General features: G+C 42.2%; 14 protein-coding genes and 5 tRNA genes. 5 read left to right on the forward strand and 14 right to left on the reverse strand.

Annotated features, from left to right (window positions below; genetic code table 11):
- Positions 1 to 429: 429 nt before the first annotated feature.
- The 11 genes from L1D51_RS06085 to xerD form a co-directional block, all read right to left on the reverse strand.
- Positions 430 to 506: transfer RNA gene (locus tag L1D51_RS06085), tRNA-Arg, on the reverse strand.
- Between the two features lie 97 nt (positions 507 to 603).
- Positions 604 to 680 (reverse strand) — tRNA-Arg (locus L1D51_RS06090).
- A gap of 61 nt (positions 681 to 741) precedes the next feature.
- Positions 742 to 818, reverse strand: a tRNA-Arg gene (locus tag L1D51_RS06095).
- Between the two features lie 56 nt (positions 819 to 874).
- Positions 875 to 951, reverse strand: a tRNA-Arg gene (locus L1D51_RS06100).
- 38 nt (positions 952 to 989) lie between these two features.
- A tRNA-Ser gene (locus L1D51_RS06105) sits at positions 990 to 1,082 on the reverse strand.
- Between the two features lie 112 nt (positions 1,083 to 1,194).
- The gene (locus L1D51_RS06110; protein WP_055020963.1) at positions 1,195 to 1,392 is read right to left on the reverse strand and encodes a hypothetical protein; all 198 of its coding nucleotides are present in this window, start codon (positions 1,390 to 1,392) and stop codon (positions 1,195 to 1,197) included.
- Positions 1,393 to 1,644: 252 nt separating this feature from the next.
- Positions 1,645 to 3,180 carry a lysine--tRNA ligase gene (lysS, locus tag L1D51_RS06115; RefSeq protein WP_239963202.1) on the reverse strand — a complete coding sequence of 512 codons (1,536 nt, stop codon included), beginning with the start codon at positions 3,178 to 3,180 and terminating at the stop codon, positions 1,645 to 1,647.
- Between the two features lie 26 nt (positions 3,181 to 3,206).
- Positions 3,207 to 4,305, reverse strand: a protein-coding gene (gene prfB, locus L1D51_RS06120) for a peptide chain release factor 2 (protein WP_105181232.1) whose coding sequence is annotated in 2 segments (ribosomal slippage) — positions 3,207 to 4,229 and positions 4,231 to 4,305 — 1,098 coding nt in all. Because the reading frame shifts where the segments join, the coding sequence is not laid out codon by codon here.
- Between the two features lie 143 nt (positions 4,306 to 4,448).
- A complete protein-coding gene (gene recJ / locus L1D51_RS06125) occupies positions 4,449 to 6,170 on the reverse strand; it encodes a single-stranded-DNA-specific exonuclease RecJ (RefSeq protein WP_239963203.1) in 1,722 nt (573 codons plus the stop codon).
- Positions 6,171 to 6,247: 77 nt separating this feature from the next.
- Positions 6,248 to 6,982, reverse strand: coding sequence for a bifunctional protein-disulfide isomerase/oxidoreductase DsbC (dsbC, locus tag L1D51_RS06130; protein ID WP_054560813.1), 735 nt, complete (start codon positions 6,980 to 6,982; stop codon positions 6,248 to 6,250).
- A gap of 59 nt (positions 6,983 to 7,041) precedes the next feature.
- Positions 7,042 to 7,929: a site-specific tyrosine recombinase XerD gene (gene xerD, locus L1D51_RS06135; RefSeq protein WP_408002930.1), complete on the reverse strand. Its 888-nt coding sequence runs from the start codon at positions 7,927 to 7,929 to the stop codon at positions 7,042 to 7,044.
- A gap of 128 nt (positions 7,930 to 8,057) precedes the next feature.
- Here xerD and fldB point away from each other — a divergent pair, with 128 nt between their 5' ends.
- Entirely contained in the window at positions 8,058 to 8,579 is a 522-nt protein-coding gene (fldB, locus tag L1D51_RS06140; protein ID WP_054560815.1) for a flavodoxin FldB, read from the forward strand.
- 43 nt (positions 8,580 to 8,622) lie between these two features.
- Here fldB and L1D51_RS06145 read toward each other — a convergent pair whose 3' ends face one another.
- Positions 8,623 to 9,051 carry a DUF2147 domain-containing protein gene (locus tag L1D51_RS06145; RefSeq protein ID WP_239963205.1) on the reverse strand — a complete coding sequence of 143 codons (429 nt, stop codon included), beginning with the start codon at positions 9,049 to 9,051 and terminating at the stop codon, positions 8,623 to 8,625.
- Between the two features lie 104 nt (positions 9,052 to 9,155).
- Between L1D51_RS06145 and L1D51_RS06150 the strand changes: the two genes are divergently transcribed.
- Positions 9,156 to 9,590, forward strand: a complete 435-nt coding sequence (locus L1D51_RS06150; RefSeq protein ID WP_054560817.1) for a hypothetical protein — start codon at positions 9,156 to 9,158, stop codon at positions 9,588 to 9,590.
- 57 nt (positions 9,591 to 9,647) lie between these two features.
- A complete protein-coding gene (locus tag L1D51_RS06155) occupies positions 9,648 to 10,331 on the forward strand; it encodes a hypothetical protein (protein ID WP_054560818.1) in 684 nt (227 codons plus the stop codon).
- Between the two features lie 3 nt (positions 10,332 to 10,334).
- Here the strand turns inward: L1D51_RS06155 and L1D51_RS06160 are convergent, their stop codons facing one another.
- Positions 10,335 to 11,033, reverse strand: a complete 699-nt coding sequence (locus L1D51_RS06160; RefSeq protein ID WP_054560819.1) for a tRNA1(Val) (adenine(37)-N6)-methyltransferase — start codon at positions 11,031 to 11,033, stop codon at positions 10,335 to 10,337.
- 76 nt (positions 11,034 to 11,109) lie between these two features.
- Between L1D51_RS06160 and srmB the strand changes: the two genes are divergently transcribed.
- Positions 11,110 to 12,342, forward strand: a complete 1,233-nt coding sequence (gene srmB / locus L1D51_RS06165) for an ATP-dependent RNA helicase SrmB (protein ID WP_054560820.1) — start codon at positions 11,110 to 11,112, stop codon at positions 12,340 to 12,342.
- A gap of 216 nt (positions 12,343 to 12,558) precedes the next feature.
- On the forward strand, positions 12,559 to 12,897 hold the full coding sequence (locus tag L1D51_RS06170; protein ID WP_239963206.1) for a BON domain-containing protein: 339 nt from the start codon (positions 12,559 to 12,561) through the stop codon (positions 12,895 to 12,897).
- A 25-nt stretch (positions 12,898 to 12,922) separates the two neighbouring features.
- Here L1D51_RS06170 and L1D51_RS06175 read toward each other — a convergent pair whose 3' ends face one another.
- Positions 12,923 to 13,855, reverse strand: coding sequence for a hypothetical protein (locus L1D51_RS06175; RefSeq protein ID WP_239963207.1), 933 nt, complete (start codon positions 13,853 to 13,855; stop codon positions 12,923 to 12,925).
- Positions 13,856 to 13,897 lie beyond the last annotated feature (42 nt).

The raw sequence follows: 13,897 nt of genomic DNA on the forward strand, positions 1-13,897 counted from the left end.
GCCAATAAGATGCAGGCTTATAAATTAATTTACTGTATAAAATCTATCGTCTCGATGAGGCGTTAATCGTCTGGAGCAACAGCACCTTGATACGCGCGAAACAAGTATCACGCCTACGGGAGCATTTTTTATATTTTGAGTTGAGGGTTTAATTTGTGGTGAAGAAAGTGTGTGGTTCGCGAATTTTAGGCACAAAAAAACCGACTTTCGTCGGTTTATGCCACTTTCAAGAAGAAAGTGGCGGACGCGGGAGGTATTTTGAAACAGTGAACCTCCGGCTGCGTGGTTCAAAGTCGCCCAAAGAATAATGAGGTGCAATAAAACGGTATGTTTATTCACGACTGAAGTCGCTCCTACAACCACACCTACGCGAATTTCAGGCACAAAAAAACCGACTTTCGTCGGTTTATGTCACTTTCAAGAAGAAAGTGGCGGACGCGGGAGGATTCGAACCTCCGACCGCCTGGTTCGTAGCCAGGTACTCTATCCAGCTGAGCTACGCGTCCGCATTATGTTCTGCATGTTTAAGTCTTGCATTGACTGAATCTTAAAGACACAAAAAAACCGACAGCTTGTCGGCTTATGTCACTTTCTAAGAGAAAGTGGCGGACGCGGGAGGATTCGAACCTCCGACCGCCTGGTTCGTAGCCAGGTACTCTATCCAGCTGAGCTACGCGTCCGCAGTTGCATTTTATAATCTTGCAATGATTTTATCTTTATACTCGATATGAGTTTCAAATATGGCGGACGCGGGAGGATTCGAACCTCCGACCGCCTGGTTCGTAGCCAGGTACTCTATCCAGCTGAGCTACGCGTCCACACGCACATTTGAACATTGCTAATTTATTCTCTTAGCAAGAGTTAAAGTAAAAAGTGGCGGACGCGGGAGGATTCGAACCTCCGACCGCCTGGTTCGTAGCCAGGTACTCTATCCAGCTGAGCTACGCGTCCACACATATTACTTTCAAGACATGCCATTTTAGGAAAAATGGTGGAGAAGGAGGGATTCGAACCCTCGATAGAGCTACAAACCCTATACTCCCTTAGCAGGGGAGCGCCTTCGGCCACTCGGCCACCTCTCCGTCTTGTGGGGCGTATAATAAAGATTTCAGGAAATATGTCAAACACTTTTCAAGGAAAATCGCATAGATGGTTATAGATTGTCCATAACGAGCCAAAACAGCTTGTTTTTGTTTATCCTTTCGCCGTTTTTTCTTTATCACTCAACGGCTCAAGACCCGTCAATGGGATCAGTTCATCAGTTAACTCTGCGAGGTATTGATCTTGATAACCCAATTGTTGAAATTCGGCTATGCAAGCACGATAAAAATCTTCACGTTGATGCTCGCTTTTGTTCGTATCTGTAGGCAACGGCGAAGGCTTTTTAGTCATTATTATTAAGTCCATTTATACATTGAACGAGAATTGCGCAATGATGTCATATCTTGGCTAAAAATAATACTATTGGCCTTTGTATTTGTAGAAAAATTTTACAACTTAGTAACTTTGTTGGAAGACTAATTCAGCATTTCTTTTTAGATCAGCTAATTACAATTGAGTATTAAAATTGAGAGCAATAAAAATCAGAAATTTCTGATAACAAAAACGCCGCTAAAAAGCGGCGCTTTCAAGACTTTTAGCTGATTAATCAGCTTGAGGACGCATGTGTGGGAATAGGATCACGTCTTTAATTGTTGGTGAGTCAGTAAATAACATCACTAGACGATCGATACCAATACCCTCACCCGCTGTTGGTGGTAAGCCGTATTCTAATGCACGGATATAGTCATCATCGTAGTGCATCGCTTCATCATCACCTGCGTCTTTCTCTTCAACTTGACGAGTAAAGCGCTCTGCTTGGTCTTGTGCATCGTTAAGCTCAGAGAAACCATTTGCTAGTTCACGGCCGCCAACGAAGAATTCGAAGCGGTCAGTTACAAATGGGTTTTCATCGTTACGACGTGCAAGTGGAGATACTTCCCACGGGTAAGCGGTAATGAAAGTCGGTTGAATTAGCTTGTGCTCAGCTGTCTCTTCGAAGATTTCACATAGGAATTTACCCGGGCCCCATACACAGTTTTCTGGGATCTTAACGTGTACTTGCTTCGCGTACGCTTTAAGTTCTTCAAAATGGTTTTCAGGGTCATTAAATACCGCAGCATCAAAGTCTGGATTGTACTTAAGGATAGCCTCGCTCATTGTTAAACGAGTAAACGGTTGTCCAAAGTCGTACTCTACTGAATCAACCACTTCACCATTTTCATCTTTCGTTGTGTTTACAACAACTGGTGAACCAAGTACGTCTGTCGCAACAGTACGTAACATGTCTTCAGTAATGTTCATCAGGTCAATGTAGTCAGCGTATGCTTGGTAGAATTCGATCATCGTGAATTCTGGGTTATGACGCGTTGATAAACCTTCGTTACGGAAGTTACGATTGATTTCGAATACACGCTCAAAGCCACCCACAACTAAACGTTTTAGGTAAAGCTCAGGTGCAATACGTAAGTACATGTCGATATCAAGTGCATTATGGTGTGTTACGAATGGACGTGCAGACGCACCACCCGGGATCACTTGTAGCATCGGCGTTTCAACTTCCATGAAGTCACGATCAGCTAAGAAACGACGGATACCTTCTACAACCTTTGAGCGAATACGGAAGGTTTCACGTGTCGCTTCATTAGTAATTAAATCAACATAACGTTGACGGTATTTAGTTTCTTGATCAGATAAGCCATGGAATTTTTCTGGTAACGGACGTAATGACTTTGTCAGTAACTCGTACTCTGTCATTTCTACGTATAGGTCGCCTTTACCTGACTTATTAAGTGCGCCTTTAACACCGATGATGTCACCGATATCTAGTTGACCGTATTTTGCTTTTAATTCTTTTTGTACGTCTTTTGATGCGTACGCTTGAATTTGACCTTTCATGTCTTGTAACGCAAGGAAAGGACCACGTTTTGCAAGAATACGACCTGCTACTGATACAACGTGTTGCTCTGCAACTAATTCATCTTTCGATTTATCACCAAACTCAGCTTGCAAATCAGCCGTGTAATGTTCACGACGGAATTGGTTTGGATGACCGTTGGCTGGGCAATTTTCGCGGATTGCGTCTAATTTGCCACGACGCTCAGCGATTAACTTATTTTCGTCTTGGATTTGATCAGTCATTTTTTAGCTCTTTTTTAGCTTGGTGGTTATAGGCCAGATTTAAGGCTGGCTTCAATAAATTTATCTAAGTCGCCGTCAAGAACCGCTTGTGTATTACGGTTTTCAACGCCAGTACGTAAGTCTTTAATGCGCGAGTCATCAAGTACGTATGAACGAATTTGACTACCCCAGCCAATATCAGATTTAGCATCTTCTTGGCTTTGTTTCTCAGCATTTTGCTTTTGAATTTCAAGTTCAAACAATTTCGCTTTTAACTGCTTCATTGCTTGGTCTTTATTCTTGTGCTGTGAACGCTCATTTTGGCACTGTACAACAGTGTTAGTTGGTATATGAGTAATACGAACCGCAGATTCTGTTGTATTTACGTGCTGACCACCGGCGCCTGATGCGCGGTAAACGTCAATACGTAAGTCTGCCGGATTAATATCTATTTCGATATTATCGTCGATTTCTGGGTAAACGAATGCCGATGCAAACGAGGTATGACGACGACCACTTGAGTCGAACGGGCTCTTACGCACTAAACGGTGAACACCTGTTTCTGTACGTAACCAACCGTATGCATATTCGCCAACAAAGCGCACTGTTGCGCCTTTGATACCAGCCACATCACCATCAGTTGCTTCAACCAGTTCAACTTTAAAGCCTTTTGCTTCACCCCAACGTAAATACATACGCAGTAGCATGTTGCACCAGTCTTGGGCTTCGGTACCGCCAGAACCTGATTGTAAATCAAGGTAAGCATCGTTTTGGTCATGATCGCCTGAGAACATACGACGGAACTCTAGCTTTTCAAGCTGTGCGTTTAAATCGCCTAATTCAGCTTCGGCTTCTGCGAAGGTTTCTTCATCTTCTGCTTCAACAGCAAGCTCGACTAAACCTTCAACATCTTCGGTACCTGACACTAGATTATCGATGGTCTCAACGATAGCTTCGAGTGCCGACTTTTCACGGCCAAGTGCTTGAGCTCGCTCTGGCTCATTCCACACTGCTGAATCTTCAAGTTCTGCGTTAACTTCTTCTAACCGCTCTTTCTTAAGAGGGTAGTCAAAGGTACCCCCGAAGCAGTTCAGTACGTTCGCGAATTTCCTTGATTTGATTAATCACAGGATTCACTTCAAACATGTACATTACTCCAAAATGGCTGATTTACCGCGCACCGATATCGACAATAAATACGGTAAATTATCTACAAATATTAAAAACGCCCGATTTTAACAAAAAACCGAGCGTTTTATTAGCCTTTTATGTCGATTATAACGATATTTTTATGTCGCTTTTTGTAGCTCTCGAATAATCAACTGTAACGAGAATTTACCACGGAATTCATTTATATCGAGTTGATAAGCAGCTTTCACATAACGCACTTCGGTATCTGGCCATGCACGCACATCAACACCAAATGCAATACCGTCAACTAATCGTCCTGATTGATGTTTTAAAACCAGTTTTAAGTGTTTTTCACCGACAATGCGCTGCTGTATTACCTCAAACACATGCTCAAACACTGGCTCTGGAAATTGCTGTCCCCAGGGGCCGGCATTTTTTAGTAAGTTGGCAAACTCCATCGAAAAGCACTCATTAGGTAATTCACCGTCGGTAAGTAAAATACTTTGCTTATGCTCTTCAGTGAGTGTGTCTGTCACCATTTGCTCAAACACGGATTTAAACTCAGTAAAACTTTGCTCATTGATACTCAGCCCGGCCGCCATAGCATGGCCACCAAATTTACTGATCAAATGCGGATAAAGTGTATTTACTCGCTCGAGTAAATCACGCATATGCAGCCCTTCAATAGAGCGACAAGAGCCTTTTATTTCGCCGTTATCGCCCGCTGCGAAAATAATCGTCGGGCGGTGATACTTTTCTTTTAAGCGACCAGCCAAAATACCAATCACACCTTGGTGCCAATCAGCTTGATATAAACAAATCGCATCAGGCACTGACTCAGTTTTAAATGCTAAACGGTCAAGCACCGCCTGTGCTTCAGTTTGCATGCCCTGCTCTATTTCACGGCGCTCGTGATTGAGGCTGTCGAGCTCACCGGCAATTCGACGTGCTTGATTTATATCGCTTGATAACAAACAGGCTATACCTAAACTCATATCATCAAGACGCCCTGCTGCATTTAAGCGTGGTGCCAATGAAAAGCCAAAGTCACTGGCACTTAAACGGGCTGCATTACGATTTGCCACTTCGATTAGGGCACTGATACCTGGGCGTGTTTTACCACTGCGAATACGTGCTAAACCTTGATGGACTAAGGTTCGGTTATTGGCATCAAGAGCGACCACATCGGCAACGGTACCAAGGGCTACAATATCAAGTAACTCAGCCAAATTTGGCATTGGATTATGCTGAAAATACCCTTGTTCACGTAAGTGGCTACGTAAAGCAATGAGCAGATAGAATGCAACCCCAACGCCTGCTATCGATTTCGATGGAAACTGACAATCATGGCGATTCGGATTCACGATGGCATCGGCATCTGGCAGGGCTTCACCTTGTAAATGGTGATCAGTTACCAGCACCTTAATTCCTGCTTGCTTTACAATGGCAATGCCATCAATACATGAAATACCGTTATCAACAGTGATCACAAGCTCGGGTTGCATAGTCACTATTTGCTCAGCAAGCGCAGGACTTAAGCCATAACCTAGGCTGAATCTGTCAGGTACCAAGTAATCAAGATTCTTTAAGCCAAACATCGCAAGACCTTGCATTAAGGTTGCTGTGCTGGTTGCACCATCGGCATCAAAGTCACCGACGATTAACACGCGACTTTGAGCCGCGAGCGCTTGTTGCAATAGCACCGCAGCTTTGTCGATATCTTTAAACAACTTAAAGTCATGTAATGTCGCAGCGCTATTATCGAGTTCGGTGGCACTTTGCACCTGTCGAGTCGCATATATTTGCTTAATTACAGGGTGTAAATGGTGTGGTAGATGCGAATCATCAACATGAGGACGAGCTTGAATTATTTTTTCCATGTCGGAAATGGTACTTCTTTGCTTAATACAAATAAAAAAGGCCTACGACAAATAGGCCTTTTCGTTTAAAAAATCAGTTATGAAGATGTTTTTGGTAAGGCATCAAGCGCTTGGCTAATTTGCGCAGCTGATTGATAACCTGGGATCATGGTGCCATCTTCTAAAATAATTGCTGGAGTACCCGACATACCAAAGCTTTGACCTAGTTGGTAATGCTCAGCAATTGGTGCGTTACAACCAGGCACGTCTGCAACTTCTGCACCCGCTTTTGCTTCTGTTAACGCTTCAGCAGGGTCTTTAGCACACCATACATTCATTAGATCTTGGTAACCTTTACCACGTAAACCACCACGTGGGAAAGCAAGGTATTTAACCGTGATACCCGCATCTAAGAAATCATCAAGTTCACGGTGTAACTTACGGCAGTAACCACAGGTAATATCGGTAAAGACTGTGATTGAATGCTTTTCGTTTTTCGCTTTGTAAACGATCATTGAGTCTTCGTATTCAGCAATGCCTTCTTTACGTACATCGCTCAGTGCATGCTCTGTTAGGTTAACTCGGTTATTAAGGTCAATCAGTGTTCCTTGCATTAGAAATTGACCGTCTGGGCTTGCGTAAAGTACACCCTTATCAGTAATTAGTTCTTTAAGGCCTGCCACTGGGCTTGGGTTAATTTGCTTAACGGTTACGCCTAATTCAGCAAACTTAGCAATAATAGGGGCATCAGCAGCGTCTGTTGTTGATACGCCATTGGCAAACACATTTAAGCTTGTGCCTAGTAGTGCTGTGGCTAAAACTAACTTTTTCATAAATATCCTATATCCTGATCATTTTTCATATAGACCGGTACATCTTTAAAAATCTTGCACTAAGCACGTGGATGATGTTGCTCGTGTACCGACTTCAATCTTTCATTCGCTACATGGGTATATATTTGTGTTGTTGATAAGTCACTGTGACCTAACATCATTTGCACGACTCTAAGGTCCGCCCCATGATTAAGCAAATGCGTTGCAAACGCGTGTCTAAGCGTATGCGGTGATAACGGCGATTCAACTGATGCCAAAATAGCATAGTGTTTGATGCGATGCCAAAAAGTTTGTCGTGTCATGCCAATCCCGCGCTTAGATGGGAACACAAAGTCAGTGGCATGTTTAATCATTTGCGAACGGCCCACTTTTAAAAACTGCTCAAGCCAATACATTGCTTCTTCGCCTAGGGGAACTAAACGCTCTTTATTACCCTTACCTTTTACAAAGACCACCGCTTGGCGCAAATTAATTTGCTCCATTCTGAGCCCCACCAGCTCTGTAACACGAAGCCCTGTGGCATATAACAGCTCAAGCATGGCTTTATCGCGAAGCCCCATAGGATCTTCTATGTCTGGGGCTGCAAGCAGAGCTTCGACTTCGGCTTCTGACAGCGTTTTTGGTAATGACTGCCCAGCTTTTGGTTGAGCAATATTGACCATCGGCGAATCGGCAATGGCTTTTTCGCGTACAAAATACTGATAAAAACGCTTAAGCGCACTGATGCTTCGCGCTGTGCTGCGCGACTTTAGCCCTAAATCAACACGGTATGCTAAATACGCTTCAATGTCATCAGAGCGAACAGCTAGTAGGTCTTTATCTTTTAAAAATTGGCAAAACTTTTCAAGGTCACTGCGATAAGCAGCGAGTGTATTTTCGCTGACCCCCTGCTCAAGATACAGCGTATCTAAAAATAACTCTAAATGTTCGGCGTTATTTGCTGTTATTACACCTTTATGGGCTTGTGAATTATTATCAGCCACGCGTACTCTCATCCTTATCAAGGTATCAATTGATTATACCTTACGGTAAACTTACGCCTATCATATCAGGCAAATACACAGTGATAAATACGATGCAGATTGGTTTATTTTATGGTTCTACAACCTGCTACACAGAAATAGCGGCAGAGAAAATTCGCGATATTATTGGTCACGACATAGTGAGCCTTCACAATATCAAAGATGAGCCATTAAAAAATGCAGAGCAATTTGATTTCGTGATCTTCGGCATTTCAACTTGGGATTTTGGTGAGTTGCAAGAAGATTGGGAATCAATCTGGGACGACATTAGAGATGTTAACCTAAACGGCAAAACCGTGGCTCTGTTTGGTATGGGCGATCAACAAGGTTATGGTCAGTGGTTCCAAGATGCGCTTGGCATGTTACACGATGAAATTTGTGATCAAAGCATTACCTTGTTAGGCAAATGGCCTAACGATGCAAGTTATGAATTTGAGGCTTCAAAAGCACTCACTGAAGATGGCAAACAATTTGTTGGCTTAGCCCTTGATGAAGACAGTCAATACGAGCTTAGTGATGAACGTATCGCAAGCTGGGTTGAACAAATCATGACTGAGTACAGCGAAAGCTTGTAAGTCATGAATAAAAAAGCCAAGCATCGCTTGGCTTTTTTATTGGCTATTCAACACGTTGCCAATATTGATTACGATAGAAAAATGCAATATATCCGCGTACTTCAAGCACCTTACCTTGTTCTTGTGGGGTCAGTTTAAGGGTATAGGTTTTACCATTGTTTGGGTCTAGAATTTCACCCTCTTGCCAGCTACCATCGCCAGCATCTGTAGCGCCTTCTATAATTTTTAACCCTAAAATAGGCTGATTTTTCTTATCACCTTTACACTCTTCGCAGATTGCGTCTTGCTTGGCTGGGTTAAGGATTTTTTCAACACTACCAACCAATACACCACCTTGCTCACTAATACGTACTAAAGATTTCGCTTCATTCGTTTCTTCGTCAATAGTTTTCCAAAGACCCACAGGCGTCAATGCAGCAAAACTCAACTGAGAAAATAATAAGGCAGATAAAACAATTGATAAACGGAACATAAAAAACTCGTATAAAACTTAAGACTTTGGCACTATATCAGGGCTTAACCAAACACACCATTTTGCTAAGCTCCGAAATCGACACAACATTGCGAGGGAACACAATGAGTCAATTCACATTAATTACCGGTGACATTGTCAGTTACGACAGTAATCAGGTAGCTACAATTAACGCCACGGGCGAAATAAAAATAAATCGCTTTGCTGAGCCATTATTTATTCCTGATAGCGCTAAAGCCGCCATTGAGCTGGGTCGGCTCGATGATAACTTGTTTAATTTAAAAAAGTTATTACGTTCAGGCTATGCCGATCCCTGCCCTACGACCCGCGTGCTAATTGAAACCACACATCCTTTACCTGAAATCAACGGCCTGCTGATAAAACGCCGCTTTAGCATTATTGACTTTTGCAGTGCCGAAATAGAAAAGTCGCACAGTAAAGCCGTGTTAGACGCCCTATTAGAGCTTGAATATGTGCAACAAATTCAGCTTGATGAAGTAATGCAATTACAGCCACCGGTACAATTTAAAAACCAATAAAGGTACAATAACTTATAAGTATGCTAATCAGCTCCTTCATTTGTAAAAGGAATAACAATGAAAAGTGCGCTACCTATAATGATTGCCGCAAGTATTTTGCTAACTGGTTGTGATGAATTAGAAGTTGAAGAAACTCATAACTTTGGCGATGAAATGTATGAGAACAATTACACACTCGTAAATACCACTGATTTAGAAGTGGACTATTACATGGCAAACACTGACCTGTTTGGTGATGCTCAAGAAGTTAAAGACTCTCAATACTATGTTGACACGCTTGCATCGCAATCACTTCCCGTTGATGTAACACATGCTCACAATGAACGTAGCCGTATTTCATTTTATGTAGTCGATCACAGCGACATAAGTAACTCAGCCACACAGATGTATCAGGTAGAGCAAAATCAACCTTATCATTTTGTGGCTTGGCAAAATGAAGAAAAGCTTCGTTTAACTCTAGTAAAAAAAGCTAATGATGATAAAGATGACTTTTTTGCTATACGTATTCTCGCAACTGAAAACCTTCGCTTAAAAATCGAAAATCAAATCGTCAATTTATATCAAAATCAATTAAGTTACTGGTACCACATTGATGACTGCGCTGATGATTTAAAAGTATCAAAGCTCAATGATGAAGATAAGCGAGTTTATGAACCTGTCTCAATCTGCAACGCATCATATGGGCAGTCATACACTTTACTTTTAAGTGAAGATGGCCTTGAAGCAAGCATTGCTGAATAACGATTACATCTTTAGGTAAAAAGCTTTACAGAGCTCTTTATAATCTTGGCTATAGCTGCCATCAGCTGCATGTATGGTTAACGATGATGTATCACATTCGCCGTTGTTTTGGCTGAGTAACAACAAGCTGCGACTTTGTTGTTTTTTCTCGGTTGTACGTACCAAGCAATGGCGATTTAAGTACCAGCCTGCCTGCTCAGCTACCGCAATGAATTGTTTTGCCTCTACGCAAGGCAAAATCACATTCAAAAGCGTTTTGCCGTGGCTAAGCCTAGTACACGCTTCTATCAATTCGCTGAAGCTAAGGCCGTCAGTATGGCGGGCAGTATTTCGAGCATCATTTTCACCTTTTAGGCTCGCATTAAAATACGGTGGGTTGGTGATGATCGCATCAAAAGGCTCTACTGCGCTAAACGACTGTACAGCTCCTTCGAAAAGGTTTATATCAGGCCATGGGCTAGCCGCAAAGTTTTCTCGAGCATCATTACAGGCACCCGCGTCAATTTCTATGGCACTTACTTTTGCTTCAGGCGCTCTTTGTTTTGCCATTAGCGCCAACAGCCCTGTGCCTGTGCCAATATCTAAAATGCCCTTAGCACCACTCACATCAGCCCACGCCCCTAACAAAATACCGTCGGTCGACACTTTCATCGCAGTGCGTGTTTGCGTTACCGTAAATTGTTTAAACACAAAGCCTGACATTTTTTCACCTTTTCATTCACCACAGCCGCGTTAACGCGTATAATTAGGCTCAATTGTCCTCTATTTATGTCACTCTATGCAATTTTCTGAATTTGATATCGATAACAAGCTGTTAAATGCCATTAATAAAATGGGTTTTGATACGCCAACCAGTATTCAACAACAAGCGATCCCTGAAGCTCTTCAAGGTCGTGATATTTTGGCATCAGCCCCTACTGGTACGGGTAAAACAGCCGCGTTTTTGATCCCTGCAATTCAATACTTGCTTGATTTCCCACGTCGCGATCCTGGCTTTGCGCGCGTATTGATCATGACACCAACCCGTGAGCTTGCTTATCAAATTCATGAGCAATGTGAATTACTCGCCGCACAAACTCATCTTAAAATTGGGGTTGTAACAGGTGGTATAAACTACGGGACACACAGAGAAATTTTCGAAAGTAATAACGATATTCTCATTGCCACACCTGGGCGTTTAATGGAGTATCTCGAAACAGAGAACTTCCATGCTGAAAACGTTGAAATGCTTATTCTTGATGAAGCTGACCGCATGCTAGACATGGGCTTTCGTAAAGAAATGCTACGTATTTGTGATGAAGCACGTAACCGTCGCCAATGTTTCTTATTCTCAGCGACCCTTGAAGGTGACAGCGTTGAGTTATTTGCAGAGCGTATCTTAAACGACCCTGCACTGCTTGAAGCCGAATCTTCACGTAAAGAGAAAGGCAAAATCCACCAATGGGTTCACCTTGCGGACGACTACGATCACAAGCTAAAAATGTTGGTTGAAACGTTAAATGGTGACGACATTCATAAAGCAATTGTGTTTGTAAAAACCCGTGAGCGCCTAGAAACATTAGTTGGTGAGTTAAACAACGAAGGTCTTCGTGTAGCTTGGTTACGCGGCGAAATGCCACAAGACAAACGAATGAAAGCGATGGAAAACTTTCACTCTGGTCGCAACAATATCTTAGTTGCAACGGATGTTGCTGCTCGTGGTATTGATGTTGCTGATATCAGCCATGTTATCAACTTTGATATGCCACGCACCGCAGACGTATACGTACACCGTATTGGACGTACTGGTCGTGCAGGTAAAAAAGGCATTGCGATTTCATTTATTGAGGCTCATGACGTAGCCATTGTTGGTAAGGTTGAGCGCTACATTGAGCAAAAGCTTAAACGCCGAGTAATTAAAGGGCTTGAGCCACAGCACAAAGAAGCGAAGATCCCCTCTAAAAAGAAAAAAGATCCAGTAAAAATAAAGGCCAAGAAAAAAGCCAAAGCTAAAGTTAAGAAGAAAAAGTAGCTTTATTACCATTACTGAAAAAATGCCGAGCTTGTCTCGGCATTTTTGTACCCTACCATTTTTACCTAATAAGCGTGTAATTAGTTCACACTTTATTACCTACTCATTCCATCAATACAAATCAAACTCATTAAAATCAATAGGTTAAATGTTGGAATAATAATTGTATCTGGTTCAGCAATAGTTCACAGCAGACTAGATTAACGAGGGAATTGTATGAGCCGCTTCAAATTAACCGTAGTACTTACATCATTAAGCTGTATTTTTTTACTTGCATGCGCAACAAACGTAAGCGCCAATACCAGCGTGCTAACAACAAGCACATCGGCGCAACCGCGCTTACAGCAAATGGCACTGCAGAAATTAACAAGCAATCCTAATTTTCACATTGAAAACCTACAAGTGATTGTTGATGGTGATACTGTTGAACTAAAAGGCATTGCAGAAACTGGCTTTCAACGTGCTTTAGCACAGAAGTTTTTAGAGCACAGCCAAGGTGTGATGCAGATAAAAAACAACCTTAAAGTGAGTAAGTTAAATCACTCATCACTTTAAGGTTAGGTTTACAAAAGGCTTGAGCTTATTCGCCGCTTGCTTGTAGGTTGATAAATTTTGCAAGCTCTTCTGGTTGACCCATCAGCATTTGAATTTGCTGATTAATCTCCATCATAGTCTTACCTTCTGGTAATTTAGCTGACACTGAGAAAGACGATAAACCATTCACAAAGTTACTAATCGCTGTTGCAAGTTCTTCGCTTACTGGCACTTGTTGTAACTGCATAGCAACGACTTGCTTAAATTGCTCATGAGTCATGCCTTGCGCAGTTAAGAAGCTATCAACGACCGCTTTAAGCTCACCTTCATCAGCAATCGACATATTGATGCTACGTGGCTCTAACTGCGTGAGTGCTGCCATCATCTTTGATTGCTGTTGTAGCTGCTGCTCTAAAGTAAGCTGACCATCAGCTGCTTCATTTTGCATCTGGCTCACAGCGAGTGATGCTTCCATCAGCGCTGTGGTTTTAGCTAAACCAAGATTAAAGTTAACGTCAGCCACCTCATTTGCAGTCACTTTAAGAGCAAAGTCGCTGTCGCCTGAAGCTTTATTATAATCAAGCGATGAGTCAACGTTATAGCTTGTTGATGCTAGCTTGTTATTAGAGTTTTCTGGCAGCTGCGCTAAAAATTCATCGCTAAAACGAAAGTTTTTCATAACAAAACCAGTGTGTGGCGGCACTGCATCCACTTCGTAACCCGACACATCAATGCTATCAATTGTTGCAACAGGCTCATTGCTTAAACTATTTGAAACCGTGATCTCTGATAACTGCATGCTGCTATCAAAAATACTGGCTGAGATATCGCTGTATTTAATTTCTACACCGCTTTGGATTGATAACGCACTAATTTGCTTATCAACCACCTTTTTCACTTCCTGTGTAGTTGCGTAATTTGCGTAAGCTACGCCACCGACAGCCGCAGCAACAACCGCTGCAATAATTAACTTCTTCATTTTATTTCCTTTAATTGGTGTAAATTTTTTATCAGTGTATCA

The organism is Pseudoalteromonas shioyasakiensis (assembly GCF_022398475.1).
Classification (GTDB): Bacteria; Pseudomonadota; Gammaproteobacteria; order Enterobacterales; family Alteromonadaceae; genus Pseudoalteromonas.